Source organism: Sphingomonas morindae (assembly GCF_023822065.1).
GTDB classification, from domain to species: domain Bacteria; phylum Pseudomonadota; class Alphaproteobacteria; order Sphingomonadales; family Sphingomonadaceae; genus Solisphingomonas; species Solisphingomonas morindae.
Genome location: NZ_CP084931.1, coordinates 240,727 through 257,250, shown reverse-complemented (window position 1 = coordinate 257,250; position 16,524 = coordinate 240,727). Strand labels below are relative to the sequence as shown.

The following is a 16,524-nucleotide window of genomic DNA, read 5'->3' as shown; positions in this document are numbered from 1 at the left end:
CCCGCTAAGAACGACAAGCCATGCCGGATATGTTCGACCTCTGCCTGATCATCGACGACGATGAGGATGTGCTGCTCTCGGCGCGGCTGGTCATGCGCGACCTGTTCAGGCGCGTGGTGGTGGCGACGACGCCGCAGCAGGGCCTCGCCACGCTCGATGCGGCGCTGCCGGACCTGATCCTGCTCGATGCCAATTTCGCGCGCGGCGCCACCGATGGCGCCGAGGGCTTTCGCTGGATGCAGGCCTTTCTGGCGCGCGATCCCGCCGCCGCGATCGTGCTCATCACCGCCCATGGCGGCGTGCAGATCGCGGTCGAGGCGATGAAGCGGGGCGCCACCGATTTCGTGTCCAAGCCCTGGAACAACGAGCGGCTGCTCGCCACCGCCCGCACCGCCGCCGCGCTCCGCCGGTCGCGCGGGCGCAGCCCGGCGGCGCCGGCCGGGGCGCCGGCAACGACATCGCTGCTCGGCGCGTCGCCCGCCATGGCGCGCGTCCTCTCGCTGATCGACAAGGCCGCGCCCACCGAGGCCAATGTCCTCATCCTCGGCGAGAACGGCACCGGCAAGGAGCTTGTCGCGCGCGAACTGCACCAGCGCTCACGCCGCGCCGCCGGGCCGCTGCTCTCGGTCGATCTCGGCGCGATCGCGGAAAGCCTGTTCGACGCCGAATTGTTCGGCCACGCCAAGGGCGCCTTCACCGATGCCAAGACGGATCGCGCAGGCCGCATGCAGGCGGCGCAGGGCGGTACGCTCTTTCTCGACGAGGTCGGCAATCTGCCGCTGCATCTGCAGCCCAAGCTGCTCACCGCGCTGGAGAGCCGCACGGTGACGCCGGTCGGCAGCACGCGCGCGGTGGGAATCGACGTGCGGATCATCTCGGCCACCAACATGGCGCTGGACCAGCTCGCCGACGAGCGCCGCTTTCGCCAGGATCTGCTGTTCCGGCTCAACACGGTGGAGATCCATCTGCCGCCGCTGCGCGAACGGCCCGAAGATATCCCGCTCCTGCTCGATCATTATCTGCGCCTCTACGCGCGCAAATATGACAGGCCGGACAAGCCGGTGCCGGCGGCCGTGCGGGATCGGCTGATCGGCTTCGACTGGCCGGGCAATGTCCGCGCGCTGCGCCACGCCGCCGAGCGCGCGGTGATCCTGTCGGAAGGCGACCACTTCACCCTTGCCGATTTTCCGCTCGGACCGGCGCCCGCGCCCACGCCGCCGGTACAGGCGCCGGCCCAGGCGCATGGGGAGGATGCGGAGGGCGCGGATCTCAATCTCGACCGCGCCGAGCGGCGCCTGATCGAGCGCGCGCTCAAGAAACATGGCTACAACATCTCCAGCGCCGCCGCCGAGCTTGGTCTCACCCGCGGCTCGCTCTACCGGCGGATGGAGAAACATGGGCTTTGAGCGGCGGCTGGCCGCCGGCTTCGCGCCGCCGGCGATCGGGCTCGCGCTCGCCGTCACGCTGCTCGGCTGGCTGATGCAGCGTAGCGGCTTCTACGCCGACAAGCTGCTCGTCGCGCTACTGGCGCTGTCGATGCTGTGGCTGCTCTGGATGCGGACGCGGCGGACCAACCAGCTGATCGCGCGCTTCGTCGCGGCGCTGGAGCATGGCGATCTCACCCAGGGTTTCCGTTCGCGCGATCGCGGCGCGGGCCTGGACGAACTCGGGGCCGCGTTCGACGGCGCCTTGCAGCGGCTGCGCGCGGAGCGGCTGGCGAGCGCGGACGAAACCCGCTTCGCCGCCGTGCTCGCCGATGAGGCGCCGACGCCGATGCTCGCCATTTCCGGCGAAGGCGTGGTCCACCTCGCCAACAAGGCGGCGCGACGGCTGTTCCGCGAGAGCGACGGCCGCGCGGCCGCGCATTTCGCCCGCTATGGCGCCGAATTCGCGGATGCGCTGCGCGCCGCCGCGCCGGGCACAAGGCGTGTCTGCCGGCTGCTGTGGAACGGGCTGTGGCAGCGCGCGGTGCTCGCGGTCGCCGTGGCGGACCGGCAGGGGCAGCCCTGGCGCATCCTGTCGGTGCAGATCATCCAGGGCGAGCTGGACGCAGCCGAGATGGCGACCCAGACCGATCTGGTGCGGGTATTGACGCACGAGATCATGAACTCGCTCACCCCCGTCACCTCGCTGGCGGCAAGCGCCGCGCGGCTGCTGGCGCGCGACGATGATCCCGAAGCGCGCGGCGATGCGCGGCGCGCCGTCGAGGCGCTGGCGCGGCGGGCGGGCGGAATCGCGCATTTCGTCGAGTCCTACCGCAGCTTCAGCGAACGGCCGTCGGCGCGGATCGCGCGGTTCGCGGCCCTGCCCTGGCTGGACGAGCTGGTCCGCTCCTTCCGCGCCACGCCGCAGGCGGCGGGCGTCGCGCTCGCCTGCGCGCTGGAGCCCGAGGGGCTGATGATCGCCGCCGATGCCGATCTGCTCGGCCAAGTGGTGCTGAACCTGCTCAAAAACGCCGGCCAGGCCGTGTCCGGAATGGCGCGGCCCGAGGTGGCGCTGGCGCTGACGGGGGAGGAAACCGGGCGCGTGCGGCTCAGCGTCAGCGATAACGGGCCGGGCGTGCCCGCCGGGCTGGAGGAGGAGATCTTCCTGCCATTCTTCACCACCAAGGCGGATGGCACCGGGGTCGGGCTCAGCTTCGCGCGGCAGGTGGTGCTGCTGCACCAGGGCCGGATCGGCCTCGCCCCGCCGCTGCTCGGAGGCGCGACCATCCAGCTGATCGTGTGACGCGCCGCCGCCGCCATGTCACCTCCGGCGCGCCGGCGCGTTGAGCCTGTTCGGCGACAGGGAGGCGAGACACGGCATGGGCAAAGCGCAAGGCAGGGCGGCGGCCCCTTCCCCGCCCATGGCCGAGCGGCTGATGGAGGCCGCCGAGCGCGCCTTCGCCGCCATCGCCTCGCCCGTCATTGCGGGCATCGCCGCCTTCAACCGCGCCCGCGTGCCCGCGCGCGATGCGCCGCACCCGCTGCTCACCGGCATCCATACGCCGATGACCGAGGAACTGACGCTCGACGATCTCCGCGTCGAGGGGCAGATTCCGGCGGCGCTGGACGGCCGCTATGTGCGGATCGGGCCCAATCCGGTGGCGCCCGACCCGCGCCTCTACCATTTCTTCACCGGCGACGGGATGATCCATGGCGTGCGGCTACGCGGCGGCCGAGCGCTCTGGTATCGCAATCGCTGGATCCGCTCCACCGAGGTCGCCAAGGCGCGGCGGGTGACGCCCGCGCCGGGCCCGCGCCATATCTTCGACACGGTCAACACCTCCATCCTCCACCATGCCGGCGCGGGCTGGGCGCTGGTGGAGGCGGGCAGCACGCCGGTGCGCTTCGACGAGCATCTCGAGGCGCAGGCCTATGACGATTTCGCCGGCACGCTGCCCGGCTCCTTCACCGCCCATCCCCGCCGCGATCCCGCGACAGGCGAGCTGCACGCGCTCTGCTACGAGGCGACCGATCCCAAGCGCGTCCGCTACAATGTGGTCGATCAGGGCGGGCGCGTGCGGCGATCGGTGGTGATCCCGGTGTCGCATGGTCCGCTGATCCACGATTGCGCGATCACCGCGCGCTACGTGATCGTGCTCGATCTGCCGCTCACCCTCTCGATGCGGGTGGTGCTGGCGGGTCGCGGCTTTCCCTATCGCTGGAACCCGGATCATCCGGCCCGGCTGGGGCTGTTGCCGCGCGAGGGGGAGGCCGGCGATATCCGCTGGATCGCGCTGCCGCCCTGCTTCGTGTTCCACACCGTCAACGCGCAGGATCTTCCCGACGGGCGCGTCGCGCTGGACGTGATCGGCTATGATCGCATGTTCGCCGGCGACAATGAGGCGCCCGACGAACAGCCCAGGGGCCTGGAACGCTGGCTGATCGATCCCGAAGGCGGCACGGTGACGCAGACCATCCTCGACCCCACGCCGCAGGAGCTGCCGGTGATCGACGCGCGGCGCCAGGGTCGCCCCTATCGGTTCGCCTATGCGCTCGGCCTTCCCGCCGAGCCCAGCGAGACGCTGGTGGGCGAGGCGCCGCTCATCAAACATGATCTCCACGCCGGCACGCGCGCGATGCACGCCTTTGGCGCGGGGCGGATCGCGGGCGAGTTCGTCTTCGTGCCCGCCTCTCCGGAAGCGGACGAGGATGAGGGCTGGCTGATCGGCCTGGTCATCGGGGCCGATGGCCGGTCCACCGCGCTGGAGATATTGGACGCGCGGCGGATCGAGGCGCCGCCGGTCGCGACGGTGCGTCTGCCCCATCGCATCCCGCCCGGCATCCATGGTGCCTGGCTGCCGGCGGAGGCGCGCGGCCACGCCCGTCCGCAGGATCGGGGGCATCGCCACTAACCTGGGACAATGGCTTACGATTCCCGGCGGTTTTCACGAAACCAATAAGCGGCCGCCGGGTTCGTGTGTCCAGTCCATTGCCACCGCATGTCGCGATGCGGCGGACGCAGGAGGAATCATGGCGAGACCAGCCGCCGCCGGATATATCGCCCGGCCCGTCCACCCCTTCTTCGTCAGCCTCGGCGGCACGCTGCTGATGGCGGCCTTCTTCACCGACTATATGTACGCAAGCAACGCGCTGATGCAGTGGGCCAATTTCTCGGCCTGGCTGATCACCGGCGGGCTGGTGCTGGCGCTGGTGGCGACGATCATCCTGCTGGTCGAGCTGGCGCTGCGGCGCACCGGGCCGATCCGCTGGCTCGATTTCGCGCTGCTCGCGGTCGCCGCGCTGCTTTCGATCGCGAACGTCTTCATCCACACGCGCGACGCCTGGACCTCGGTGGTGCCGAGCGGCATCACCCTCTCGGCGATCACCGCCATCCTGCTGCTGATCGCCGGGCTCCGGGGCTGGCGCGTCACCGCCGATCCGGTCATCACGCGGGGAGATTACTGATGCGCGCGACCGCCGTCCGCCAATCCGCCCCGTTGCTCGCGCTGGCGGTGCTCGCCGCCTGCAGCGGCAAGGGCGGCGATCCGTCCCGTCAATATGGGCCCAACCCTTATCTGCCGGACGAACATCAATACTTTCTGCCCCCCATGAGTGTGCCCAAGGCGGTGGGCTGGAAGCCGGGCGAGGCGCCCAGCGTGCCGGCGGGGCTGCGCATCCAGCCGCTCGCCACCGGGCTGATGCATCCGCGCGTCGTCTATACCCTCCCCAATGGCGACATCTTGATCGTCGAGAGCAACAGCCCAGGGTCCAAGCCTTTCCGCCCCAAGGATTATATCCAGGGCAAGGTGAAGAACCGCGCCGGCGCGGGCGCCAAGGGCGGCAACCGCATCACTTTGGTGCGCGATACCAATGGCGATGGCGTGCCCGAGCTTCGCACGGTGCTGGTCGATCAGCTCCACTCGCCCTATGGCGTCGCCTGGGTGGATGGCACGCTCTATGTCGCCAACACCGATGCGCTGCTCGCCTTCCCCTATGCGCTGGGCCAGACCCGGATCACCGCGCCGCCCAAAAGGCTCGCGGATCTGCCCGCCGGCCCGATCAACCATCACTGGACCAAATCCATGGTGGCGAGCCCGGACGGATCCAAACTCTATATCGGTGTCGGATCGAACAGCAACATCACCGAAAATGGCATGGACGCCGAGCAGGGCCGCGCCGCCATCTACGAGGTGGATCGGCTGACCGGCGCCAAGCGCATCTACGCCACGGGGACGCGCAACCCGACCAATCTCGCCATCCAGCCCGGCACCGGCCAGCTCTTCGCGGTGGTGAACGAGCGCGACGAGATCGGCCCGGATCTGGTGCCGGACTATCTCACCTCGATCCGCGAGGGCGGCTTTTATGGCTGGCCGTACAGCTATTGGGGCCAGCATGTGGATGTGCGCGTGCACCCGCAGGATCCCGCCAAGGTGGCGCAGGCGATCAAGCCCGATTACGGCCTCAGCTCGCACGTCGCGGCGCTGGGCGTCACCTTCAGCCAGGGGCAGACGCTGTCGCCGCGCTTCGCCAATGGCGCCTTTGTCGGCGAGCATGGCAGCTGGGATCGCGATCCGCTGAACGGCTATCAGGTGATCTTCGTGCCCTTCGTCAACGGGCGGCCGAGCGGCAACCCGATCCCGGTCGTCACCAACTTCCTCGCGCCGGACAAGAAAACGGTGCGCGGCCGGCCGGTCGAGGTGGCGCTGGACCGCACCGGCGCGCTCTTGGTGGCGGACGATGTCGGCAATACCGTCTGGCGGGTGAGCCGCGCCGGCGGACGGTGAGCCGCGTCGACGGATCGGCGGCGGGCGCACTTTCGGCTGGACCAGCGCTGGGAGACTGGAAACGCGCCGCCCTGCCGCTCGCGCTGATGATGGCCGCGCCCGCCATCGCCGAGGATGGCGATCCGCGCTTCTGCCCCAGCCGCCCGTCGCTCGGCTCGTCCGCCTGCACGACCAAGCCGGGCGAGGTGCAGCTCGAAGTCTCGGCGGTGGACTGGCAGCGCGATCGCAGCGGCGCCGGGCGCGACACGAGCACCAATTTCGGCGATTTCCTCGCCCGGGTCGGGGTCGGCCCCAGCACCGAGATCCAGATCGGCTGGATCCCCTATGGCCGCGACCAAATGGTGGACGAACCCGGCGGCGCGGTGCAGCGCACGCACGGAATCGGCGATGTTTCGCTCGGTTTTCGCCAGAATCTGCGCAATCCGGACGGAAAAGGCCTCTCTTTCGGCATCGAAGGGGCGGTGACGCTGCCGACCGGACACGGCGCGATCGGCGGTGGCGATTGGGCGGCCAGCATCGACGTGCCCATCTCCTACCAGGTCAGCGATTTCCTGTCGCTCAGCCTGACGACCGAGGCGGATGCCGCGGTCGATCAGGATCGCAGCGGACGCCATTTCGCCGGCGACATGATCGCCACCGCCAGCCTACACCCGGTCAAGCGCGTCACGCTCTATACCGAGGCGGAGGTGGTGCGCGATCAGGATCCGAGCGGCCACACGACCCAGGTCTTCGCGGGCGAGGGGCTGGCGGTGAAGGCGTCGAAGCGGATCTCGCTCTGGGCCGAGACCGTGGCCGGGCTCAATGCCCAAAGCCCCGATGTCCGCACCTATACCGGCTTCACCATCCTGTTCTGATCCGCGCTGCGCCCCCGCTCAGAAGCTGAAGCGGGCGGTTCCGAGAAGCGAGCGCGGCGCGCCCGGCACGTTGAGCAACGGCGAGGTGCCGTGGCCCGCGACGATGTAGCGCGCATTGCCGAGATTATAGGCGTTGAGCTGGAGCCGGACCGGGCCGACCAGCACCCAGGCGACCGCATCCACCGTCACATAGTGCGGCAGCACGGTGGTGTTGGCGGGATCGGCCCAGCGATCGCCGACATAGTTGAGGCCGCCGCCCAGTCCGAACCGCCCGGCGAAACTCCGGGTGACGAAGGCGTTGACCGCGTGGCTGGGGGTAAGCGTGGCGCGCTTGCCGACAAAGCCGGGATTGGCCGAGGCGGTGACGCGGGTATCGAGATAGGCATAGCCGGCGGTGGCGTGGAAGCCCGAGGGCAGATCGGCCTGGGCCGACAATTCCACGCCGCGCGTCCGCTGGGTGCCGATCGGCACCAGCCGCGTGGGATCGAGCGGATCGCTGCCCTTGATATGCGTCCGGCGCAGCAGGAAGGCCGCCGCCTGGAGGTTGAGCCGGCCGCCCAGCAGCGTGTATTTCGCGCCGGCCTCGGTGTTCCGCGTCTGCTCCGGCGCGATATCGGCATTGTTGGCGGCGAGCGCGAAGCTTTCGGCCGAGGGCTGGAAGCTGCTGCTCCACGAGACATAATAGGACTGGGCGCGATCGGGCTGGAAGACCAGGCCGGCACGCGGGCTGAGCTTGCGATCGGTGCGTGCGAGCGGCGACTGGCCGGGCAGGCGCTGGACCGTCTTCTGCATGAACCAGTCGTAGCGGGCGCCGATCAGCGCCTTCAGGCCATGGCCGAGCGTGGCGAGATCCTGCACATAGAGGCCGCGATTATCGAGGCTGGTGCCGGTATCGGCGCTGAGCGCGGTGAAGCTCGCCGGATCGATCACGGGCAGCACCGGCCTGGTGAGCGAGGTGGTCGCCACCCGGCGCGCCAGCAGCGTCCGCGCATCCTTGGCCTGGTGCGCGATCTCGAAACCATAGAGCAGCACATGCTCCATGCCGCCGCCGTGCAGCGTCTGCGTCAGCTCGGCCAGGTTGGACCAGCCCTCCTCGTCGCGATCCAGCCCGCCATGTTGCAGCGTCACCGTGCCCGCGCCCACGTCCACCGCGGTCGAGGAGGTGTTGCGGCGGTTCAGGACGTAGCGATAATGGCGGAAGCCGTCGCGGAAGCCGAGCGCGTCGGAAAAGCGATGGGTGAGGATCAGCGTCTGCGAGAGCACGCGGCTCGCCGTCACATCGGCGTCGCGCGCATTGGCCGCGCCATAATAGGTGCCGCGCGGCACGTCGACGGGGCGGCCGTTGATCGCGGGAATGCCGAAATCGGTGAGCCGCCGGTCGCGCAGATAGTCGGCCGTCGCATAGAGGTTCGTGTCGCCGCCGGCGCCGAGCAGCAGCGAGGGCGCGAGCGCGAAGCGCTTGAGGAATTGCTGCTGGCGGAAGCTGCCATCATCCTCATAGGCACCCGTCAGCCGGAAGCCGGTGCCGCCATGGCGATCGAACCGGCCGACATCCCATTCGGCGCGCTTTTGATCGAAGGCGCCGGCGGAGAGCGTGAGCGAGGTGATCGTGACATCGGGCTGTTTCAGCACGCGGTTGATGAGTCCGCCGGAAGAGCCGCGCCCGTACAGCACGGCGGCCGGTCCCTTGATGACCTCGACCCGCTCGGTGTTGGAAAGATCGCGGAAGTAGAGCGCGTCGTCGCGGAAGCCGTTGACGAACTGATCGGCGATCGCGCTGAAGCCACGGATGCTCACCTGATCGCGCTGGCCATCGCCCGACGAGAAGGCGACGCCGGGCACATTTTTCAGCGCATCCTGAAGCGACAGCGCGCGCTGGTCGAACAGCAGCTGCGCGGGGACGACCGCGATCGACTGGGGAATGTCGCGCAGCGCCGCCGGGATCTTGGCGGCGGACGTGCGGACGGGCGCATAGCCTTCATGCTCGCCGCTGACGACGATCGCCTCCCCCTCGCCCGGCTCGGCGGGCGTCGCCGCACCGGCGACCGACGGCAGCAAAATGGCGCACGCAAACACAAGGCGCATCCTCTGCGCCGCACGATGACCGGACACTCTCACCCCCCTTCTGGTGCGAACGCCTCGCATTAGCGGCACCTGGGCGGACGACGCAACGCCAAAATGGAGGCGATGCCGCCCGCCCCGGTTCGCAGCCTCGCGCTACTCGGCCAAGTCTTTGTTCTTGTTGGCTTTGACTTGGCGGCTTCGGTCGGGAATGCTGGCTTCGGTCAGGAGAGATCGATGCGCTTGTTGAACCGACGCGAAACCTTGCTGGCCGCCTCGGCGGGCGGACTGCTCGGCGGTGCCGCCGCCGCCGCCTCACCCGTCGCCGCGCCCGGCGCCTGGCCCGCCTATCCCGCCGAGGAGATCGCGCTCTGGCCCGGCACCCCGCCCGGCGCGCCGGCGGTGCTGCCGGTGGAACAGGTGATCGAAACCGGCACCGCCGCGCATCATGGCCGCATGGTGAAGGGCATCGCCCGGCCCCGGATGAAGCTGTTCCGCCCCGCCAAGCCCAATGGCGCGGCGCTGCTGGTGATGCCGGGCGGCGGCTATTCGGTGATCGTGATCGACGTGGAAGGCTATCAGATCGGCCCCTGGCTCAGCGCGCGGGGCTGGACCGTGTTCGTCCTCTATTATCGCCTGCCGGGCGAAGGCTGGGCCGGGCGCGCCGATGTGCCGCTTGCCGATGCCCAGCGCGCCATGCGGCTGATCCGCGCCCGCGCGCGGGATTATGGCGTGGATCCGGAGAAGATCGGCGCGCTGGGCTTTTCGGCGGGCGGCCATGTCTGCGGCGATCTCGCCACCCGCTTCGCCACGCCCGTCTATGCGCCCATCGAACCCGCCGACCGGCTGAGCGCGCGGCCGGCGCTGGCGGCGCCCATCTATGCCGTCCAGTCGATGCAGGCGCCGCTCGCCCATGGCGGATCGCGCGACATGCTGCTGGGGCCGGACCCGTCCCCCGCGCTGGAGGCGGCGCACAGCCCGGCGCGCAACGTCACCCCCGCCACCCCGCCCTGCTTCCTTGCCCATGCCGAGGATGATCGGACGGTGTCCGTGGAGAACAGCCTCGAGATGCGCGCGGCGCTGAAGGCGGCAGGCGTGAAGGTGGAGACGCACCTGTTCACGGCGGGCGGCCACGGGCTGGGGCTGCCGGGCCCGATCGGCGCGCCGGCGCGCAACTGGCGGACGCTCTTCGCGCTGTGGGCGCAGGCGCAGGGACTGGGGCTGGGCTGAGCGCGGACGCGCGCGATCGACGGCGCGCTGGCGCTCAGGCGGGGCGCCGGCGGCCGATCGCGAGCAGCGCGACGAGGCTCACCGCCGCCGCCGCCGCGAGATAGCCCCCCACCGCGCCCAGGCCATGGCGCTCGGCCAGCGTCTGCGCGATCACCGGCGCCAGCGCGCCGCCCAGAATGCCGCCGATGTTGAAGGCGAGCGACGAGCCGCTGTAGCGCACGCGCGGCGGGAACAGGCCGGGCAGCCAGGCGCCGAGCGGACCATAGACGAAGCCCATCGCGGTCAGCGCTAGGGCGAGGCAGACAAACACCAGGTCGAGCCGCCCCGATCCGAGCAGCGGACCCCAGAGCGCGCCGACCAGCATCGTCCCCAGACAGCCCCAGATGAGCACGCGGCGCGGATCGAGCCGGTCCGCCCACCAGCCCGCCGCCGCGATCCCCGCCGCCATGAACAGGATCGCGCCGAGCTGGACGCGCAGGAAATCCTGCTTGGCATAGCCGAGCGCGGTGGTGCCATAGCCGAGCGCGAAGGCGGTCGCGCAATAATAGAGGGCGAAGCAGGCGACGACGCCGAGCGTGCCCGCCAGCGCGGCGCCGCCGTGCCGGCCGAGCACCTCGGCGATCGGCACGCGCGGCGGCGGCCCCTCGGCCTGCGCGCGCGCGAACACCGCCGTCTCCGTCAGCGTCAGCCGCACCCACAGTCCGAGCGCCACCAGCAGCGCGCTCGCCGCGAAGGGCACGCGCCAGCCCCAGGCGCGGAACTGGTCCGGGCTCAGCAGCGCGCCGAGCAGCAGGAAGAAACCGTTGGCGAGGATGAAGCCGACCGGCGCGCCGAGCTGCGGCACCATGCCGAAGCGGCCGCGCCAGCCGGGCGGCGCATTCTCCACCGCCAGCAGCGCTGCGCCGCTCCATTCGCCGCCCAGCCCCAAGCCCTGGCCGAAGCGCAGCAGGCAGAGCAGCAGCGGCGCCCACCAGCCGATCGTCGCGTAGCTGGGCAGGAGCGCGATCGCGGCGGTCGATCCGCCCATCAGCAGCAGCGAGGCGACGAGCGTCGATTTGCGCCCGATCCGATCGCCGAAATGGCCGAACAGCACGCCGCCCAGCGGCCGCGCCAGAAAGGCGAGGCCGAGGCTGGCATAGGCGGAAAGGAGCTGCGCCGAGGGCGAGGCGGCGGGGAAGAAGAGCGGGCCGAAGACGAGGCTGGCGGCGGTGGCGTAGATATAGAAATCGTAGAATTCGACCGCCGTTCCCACCAGGCTGGCGATCAGCACCCGCCGCGTCTGCCGCGCCTCGCTTCTGGTGAAGACCGCTTGCTCTGGCGTCACCCGCCGCTCCTCCGCTCATGCCCGGCGCCGCTCATAGGACGGGCGGCCGCCGGGCGCGAGCGGAGAGTGGCGCGTCAGCGGCCGCCGTGCGCGATCGACCAGATATAGGCGGCGACCGCGTCCGTCTGCGCCGGCGTCAGCGTCGCGCCGCCATAAGGCGGCATCGGCGCCGGATATTTCTTGGGATGCGGGACGCCGGCGACGATCACACGGCGGATCGCGGCGGGCGAGCCATCGCCCCACAGCCATTGCCCGTCCGACAGGCGCGGCGCCACCGCCGAGCCTTCGCCGCCGGGGCCATGGCAGCCGGCGCAGGTGCCATCGGCCACCGCGCCCGCATAGATGCGCCGGCCGAGCGCCACCATCGCGGCGGTCGCACCCGGCGGCACCGGGGCCGACGCCGCGGCGGCGCTGGCGGCCGGTGCGCGCACGGGGCCCGGCGCCGCGACGGCGACGCCGGTGAGCGCGGCATCGGCGGGACCGGAATAATGGATGCGCCAGATCCGTCCGGCCTTGTCGTCGCCCACATAGAGCGATCCGTCCGGCGCCATGGCGAGGCCCGAGGGCCGGTGCGCCGCGCCGCCGCTGGCCTTATCCGCGCCCGCGAAGCCGTCCGCGAACACGATCGCGGCGCCGCTCGCGCGGCCGTCCCGGAGCGGCTGGAAGACGATGTTGAAGCCGCCCTGCGGCCCCGGCGCGCGGTTCCACGAGCCGTGAAAGGCGATGAAGGCGCCGCCGCGATAGGCCTGGGGAAATTGCGTGCCGCCATAGAGCAGCAGCGCGTTGGGCGCCCAATGCGCGGGGAAGCTGGCGATCGGCGCCACCTTGGTGGCGCAGGCGCCGACCGCATGGCCGCCATCGCCGCCATATTCGGGCGCGAGCACCAGCTTCTTCTGGCCCGGATCATAATAGCAGCGCGGCCAGCCGAAATCGCTGCCGGGGCCGACCGCCACCAGCTCCTCGGCGGGCAGTTCCTGGCCCTGGACGGCGGTGTAGAGGCGCGGCCAATTCTCGTGCAGCTGATCGCGGCCATGCTGGGTGGCGAAGAGCCGGTCGCGCCCGTCGAGCGCGAGGCCCACGGCGTTGCGGATGCCGGTGGCGTAGCGCGCGGCCGGGGCGAAGGGCTGATCATGGCCGGCGGCATCGAAGCGCCAGATCCCGGCGCGCGTCGCAAGCTCGGCGCAGGGGGTCAGCCCCGGCGAGCCGGGCTGGCGATTGTCGCGCTGACAGGCATTGGTGGCGCTGCCCGAATTGACGAAAAGCGCGCCCGCGCGGGTGATGGCGATGCTGTGCGAATGATGGTCGCCGGTGGTGGGCAGGCCGCGCACCACGGTTTCGGCGGCGCCCGTGGCGCGGCCGGCGGCGGGATCGAGGCGGATCCGGCGGATCGCGTCGCCATCCTCCAGATAGACATAGCCGTCATGCAGCGCGAGGCCGGTGCCGCCGGTCGGCGCCTGCACGATATGCTCGATCGCCTCGGCATGGCCGTCGCGATCGGCGTCGCGCAGCAGGATCAGCCCCGCCGGGCCGCCGCCCTCGGCGCCGCCCTGGCTATTGGCATAGACCCGGCCCGCCGCGTCGACCGCGAGATGGCGGACATGGCCGAGCCCATCGGCGAAGACGGTGGCGCAGAAGCCGGGCGGCAGCACCAGCCCGCCATTATCGCCGGTGCAGCCGCCGCGCGCCGCCGCCGCGTGCGCACGCGGCGCGTCCGCCGGCGCCTGTGCCGACCCGCAGGCGGCGGCCAGCACGCACAGCCCGATCCGTCCGCCCCATCGCGTCTTGCCCATCGGGCCTCTCCTCATGCCTACGCCACCAAAACCCCCGCGCGCGAGGCTAGGCGGCGGCCCGGGGCCGCGTCAATCGCGCGGAACGGCGCGCGCGCTCGCGCTTTGTCGGCGCACCATGGACGATTGCATCATCATCGGTGCCGGGCCGGCCGGGCTCACCGCCGCCATCTATCTGGCGCGCTACCATCTCGACATCCGCCTGTTCGACAGCGGCTCGAGCCGGGCGGCGATGATCCCCTGCACCCATAATCATGCCGGCTATCCCGATGGCATTAGCGGCGTGGCGCTGCTCGAGCGGATGCGCGCCCAGGCCGCGCGCTACGGCGCGCGGTGCGAGCCGGTGCGTGTGGAGGCGCTCGCCACGGACGAGGCGGGCTTCCTGGTCCGCACCGGCACGGCCGAGTATCGCGCGCGCACCGTGTTGCTCGCCACCGGCGTGGTGAACCATCGGCCCAAGGCGCTGCTCCCCGATGTGCATGATCCGGCGCTGGCGCGCGGCCTGCTGCGCTATTGCCCGGTGTGCGACGGCTATGAGGTGACCGACCGGCGCGTGGCGGTGATCGGCACCAGCGACCATGGCATGCGCGAGGCGCTGTTCCTGCGCGGCTTCACGCGCGACGTGACGCTGATCGCGCCCGATGCCGCGCACAGCCTCGATCCCGCCTGCGCCGAGCGGCTCGACGCCGCCGGGATCGCGCGGATCGACGGACCCTGTGGCGGCTGGGCGATCGAGGGCGATCGGCTCGCGCTCGATACCGCCGCCGGCCGCCTCGCGTTCGACAGCGTCTATCCCGCGCTCGGCTCGCGCATCCGCTCGCATCTGGCGATCGAGGCGGGCGCGCGGGCGAGCGGCGACGGCTGCCTGGAGGTGGACGATCACCAGCGCACCAGCGTTCCCGGCCTGTTCGCGGCCGGCGACGTGGTAAAGGGGCTGGATCAGATCAGCCACGCCATGGGCGAGGCCGGGGTCGCGGCCACCACCATCCGCAACCTGCTCGACAGCCAGCGCCCGCTCTGGCGCTGAGCCGGCGCGCGCGTCAGGACGCCGGCTCGAAGATCAGCGCGGTGCCGCCGCTGCCCGCGAGCGCGGCGGGGATCGGCGTGCCGGCGGTGATGGTGGTGGTGGTGACGCCGAGCGCCTCCGGCGTCGCGCCGTCGCTCCACTGCCGCACCGTCCAGCGGCCGCCGCCGAGGAAATCGGTCGGGATGCTGATGCGCCGCGCGGTCTCGTCGGTGATCGCGCCGACATACCAGGCCTTGCCCGACCGCCGCGCCACCGCGACATAGTGTCCGAACGCGCCCGCGATGCCGCGCGTCTCGTCCCAGCTGGTCGGCACCTTCATCAGGAAATCGACGCCCGGAAACGGCTTGCCGGCGCTGTCGAGATAGGCCGAGGGCGCGTCCGACAGGCAGGCGAAGGGGCTGAGATAGACGACATAGAGCGCCAGCTGCTGGGCGCGCGTCGTCATCACCTCGGGGCCGACGACGCGCGGCTCGAACGCGGCCGGGGTGACGTTGCGGAAGCCGCCTGGGGTATAGTCCATCGGCCCCAGAAGGCCGCGCGTATAGGCGAGGCTGACATTGTGGTGCGCGGTGATGCGCCGCGTCCACTTGTTATACTCGGCCCCCATCACCCCTTCCTGGGTCATGAAATTGGGATAGGTGCGCTCCAGCCCGCGCGGCGCGAAGGCGCCGTGGAGATCGACCATGAGATGCTGCGCGGCCGCCGCGCCCAGCAATTTGTGGTAGAAGTCGACGATCCCCTGGTCCTGGCGATCCATGAAATCCACCTTGATGCCCTTGATGCCCCAGCGCGCGTAGAGCGGCAGCGCCTCGGCCATCTGGCGGTCCATCGCCTTCCAATTGGCCCAGAGCCACAGCCCCACACCCCTGGCGCGGGCATAGGCGACCAGCCCCGGCATATCGATGCCCGGCGCCGTCTGGGTGATGTCGCTGTCCGGCCGCACCCGGCCGCCGCCGCCCGCGCCCTTGGCCCAGCCTTCATCGATCAGCGTATAGGGCAGGTGGAGCGCGGCGGCGAGATCGATGAAGCGGCGATAGGTGGCGGTGTCGAAGCCGGGCTTGGGCACCATCGGCCCCGACCACCAGTCCCACGAGGCCTTGCCCGGCTTGATCCATTCGGCATCGGCGGCGAAGCGCGCGGGCGTGGCGAGATCGTCGATCAGCGTGGATTCGATCAGCCGCTCCGGCCGGTCGGCCAGCATCACCACGCGCCAGGGCGTGCGCACGGCCGCCGCCCCGGTCGCGATCGCGGGCTCGGCGGCGCCGGGCGCGGGCGTCAGCCGGGTTTCGACACCCAGGCCGCCATCGGCGCGGCCGCTGAAATAGGCGCCGGGAAAGCCTTCGATGTCGCTTTCGGCCAGCGCGAAGGTGGCGGTGCCGGTGCGGCACACGAGCGGCGCGTCATACAGGCTGTGCGCGTGGATATGGCTGGCGGCGACATCGTCGAACTCGCCCTCATGGCTGTTTTCGAACCGCCCCAGATTGAGGCCGGTACAGGCATAATCGGCGGGAAAGGCGAAGCGCGTCTCCTCGCCGCCGACAAAGCCGCCCGGTCCGCCGGCGGGCAGCAGGAAGCGGAAGGCGAAGCCCGCATCATAGGCGCGCGCCACCAGATCGATGCGGCGGCCATCGGCGGCGGCGAGGTGCAGCACCGCCTCGTCATAGCCATGATCCACCGCCGCCACCTTGCCATGGGCGGGGCGATAGCGATCGCGCCCCTCGCGGTGCTCGCTGCCGAGCAGGCGCAGCCCGGCGGCGGGAGCCGGCGCGGCATCGGGTCCGGTGGTGAAGAGCAGCCCGGCGGGCGACGGCGCGATCACCGTCTCGCCGGCATAGCGGAGCGCGTAGGACACGCCCCGGCCGGGCACCATCTCGAAACGGGCGGTCACCCGCCCATCGGGCGAGCGGAGATCGACCGCCGCCGCCTGCGCCGCGCCGCTCGCCAGCAGCATCGCCAAAAGCCCACCCGCGAAGCGCCCGTTCATCCCCTGCCCCTTTGCTTTTGCAATGTCTGACAAATGGGGTAGCGGGCCC

The 16,524-nt window shown here is 71.0% G+C and carries 12 protein-coding genes; 8 read left to right on the top strand and 4 right to left on the bottom strand.

The window, feature by feature from the left end:
* Positions 1-20 precede the first annotated feature (20 nt).
* The 6 genes from LHA26_RS17870 to LHA26_RS17845 all read left to right on the top strand — a co-directional run bounded on the left by LHA26_RS17870 (position 21) and on the right by LHA26_RS17845 (position 7,062).
* The gene (locus LHA26_RS17870) at positions 21-1,406 is read left to right on the top strand and encodes a sigma-54-dependent transcriptional regulator (RefSeq protein WP_252168855.1); all 1,386 of its coding nucleotides are present in this window, start codon (positions 21-23) and stop codon (positions 1,404-1,406) included.
* Entirely contained in the window at positions 1,396-2,727 is a 1,332-nt protein-coding gene (locus LHA26_RS17865; RefSeq protein ID WP_252168854.1) for a sensor histidine kinase, read from the top strand. Before LHA26_RS17870 ends, LHA26_RS17865 begins: the two co-directional genes overlap by 11 nt.
* Before the next feature lie 76 nt (positions 2,728-2,803).
* Complete coding sequence (locus LHA26_RS17860) at positions 2,804-4,336, top strand: 8'-apo-carotenoid 13,14-cleaving dioxygenase (RefSeq protein WP_252168853.1); 1,533 nt, start codon at positions 2,804-2,806, stop codon at positions 4,334-4,336.
* 118 nt (positions 4,337-4,454) lie between these two features.
* Positions 4,455-4,889, top strand: coding sequence for a DUF2231 domain-containing protein (locus tag LHA26_RS17855; RefSeq protein WP_252168852.1), 435 nt, complete (start codon positions 4,455-4,457; stop codon positions 4,887-4,889).
* Positions 4,889-6,208 (top strand): PQQ-dependent sugar dehydrogenase, encoded by a 1,320-nt coding sequence (locus LHA26_RS17850; protein WP_252168851.1) that lies wholly within the window; start codon positions 4,889-4,891, stop codon positions 6,206-6,208. Before LHA26_RS17855 ends, LHA26_RS17850 begins: the two co-directional genes overlap by 1 nt.
* On the top strand, positions 6,205-7,062 hold the full coding sequence (locus tag LHA26_RS17845) for a transporter (RefSeq protein WP_252168850.1): 858 nt from the start codon (positions 6,205-6,207) through the stop codon (positions 7,060-7,062). The genes LHA26_RS17850 and LHA26_RS17845 overlap by 4 nt, the downstream gene beginning before the upstream one ends.
* Before the next feature lie 18 nt (positions 7,063-7,080).
* Here the strand turns inward: LHA26_RS17845 and LHA26_RS17840 are convergent, their stop codons facing one another.
* Positions 7,081-9,147 (bottom strand): TonB-dependent receptor, encoded by a 2,067-nt coding sequence (locus LHA26_RS17840; RefSeq protein ID WP_252168849.1) that lies wholly within the window; start codon positions 9,145-9,147, stop codon positions 7,081-7,083.
* A 213-nt stretch (positions 9,148-9,360) separates the two neighbouring features.
* On the opposite strand from LHA26_RS17840, the gene LHA26_RS17835 reads away from it, so the two are divergent.
* Positions 9,361-10,353 carry an alpha/beta hydrolase gene (locus LHA26_RS17835; protein ID WP_252168848.1) on the top strand — a complete coding sequence of 331 codons (993 nt, stop codon included), beginning with the start codon at positions 9,361-9,363 and terminating at the stop codon, positions 10,351-10,353.
* 34 nt (positions 10,354-10,387) lie between these two features.
* Here the strand turns inward: LHA26_RS17835 and LHA26_RS17830 are convergent, their stop codons facing one another.
* Complete coding sequence (locus LHA26_RS17830; RefSeq protein WP_252168847.1) at positions 10,388-11,677, bottom strand: MFS transporter; 1,290 nt, start codon at positions 11,675-11,677, stop codon at positions 10,388-10,390.
* A 74-nt stretch (positions 11,678-11,751) separates the two neighbouring features.
* Complete coding sequence (locus LHA26_RS17825; protein WP_252168846.1) at positions 11,752-13,467, bottom strand: c-type cytochrome; 1,716 nt, start codon at positions 13,465-13,467, stop codon at positions 11,752-11,754.
* Between the two features lie 115 nt (positions 13,468-13,582).
* Here LHA26_RS17825 and LHA26_RS17820 point away from each other — a divergent pair, with 115 nt between their 5' ends.
* Positions 13,583-14,491, top strand: coding sequence for an NAD(P)/FAD-dependent oxidoreductase (locus LHA26_RS17820; RefSeq protein ID WP_252168845.1), 909 nt, complete (start codon positions 13,583-13,585; stop codon positions 14,489-14,491).
* A 13-nt stretch (positions 14,492-14,504) separates the two neighbouring features.
* Here the strand turns inward: LHA26_RS17820 and LHA26_RS17815 are convergent, their stop codons facing one another.
* Positions 14,505-16,475, bottom strand: coding sequence for a glycoside hydrolase family 97 protein (locus tag LHA26_RS17815; RefSeq protein WP_252168844.1), 1,971 nt, complete (start codon positions 16,473-16,475; stop codon positions 14,505-14,507).
* Positions 16,476-16,524: the final 49 nt, after the last annotated feature.

Coding starts and splice junctions, on each gene's coding strand:
- LHA26_RS17835 (WP_252168848.1), top strand. CDS start 9,361: ATGCGCTTGTTGAACCGACGCGAAACCTTGCTGGCCGCCTCGGCGGGC.
- LHA26_RS17820 (WP_252168845.1), top strand. CDS start 13,583: ATGGACGATTGCATCATCATCGGTGCCGGGCCGGCCGGGCTCACCGCC.
- LHA26_RS17865 (WP_252168854.1), top strand. CDS start 1,396: ATGGGCTTTGAGCGGCGGCTGGCCGCCGGCTTCGCGCCGCCGGCGATC.
- LHA26_RS17840 (WP_252168849.1), bottom strand. CDS start 9,147: ATGCGCCTTGTGTTTGCGTGCGCCATTTTGCTGCCGTCGGTCGCCGGT.
- LHA26_RS17855 (WP_252168852.1), top strand. CDS start 4,455: ATGGCGAGACCAGCCGCCGCCGGATATATCGCCCGGCCCGTCCACCCC.
- LHA26_RS17850 (WP_252168851.1), top strand. CDS start 4,889: ATGCGCGCGACCGCCGTCCGCCAATCCGCCCCGTTGCTCGCGCTGGCG.
- LHA26_RS17870 (WP_252168855.1), top strand. CDS start 21: ATGCCGGATATGTTCGACCTCTGCCTGATCATCGACGACGATGAGGAT.
- LHA26_RS17825 (WP_252168846.1), bottom strand. CDS start 13,467: ATGGGCAAGACGCGATGGGGCGGACGGATCGGGCTGTGCGTGCTGGCC.
- LHA26_RS17815 (WP_252168844.1), bottom strand. CDS start 16,475: ATGAACGGGCGCTTCGCGGGTGGGCTTTTGGCGATGCTGCTGGCGAGC.
- LHA26_RS17860 (WP_252168853.1), top strand. CDS start 2,804: ATGGGCAAAGCGCAAGGCAGGGCGGCGGCCCCTTCCCCGCCCATGGCC.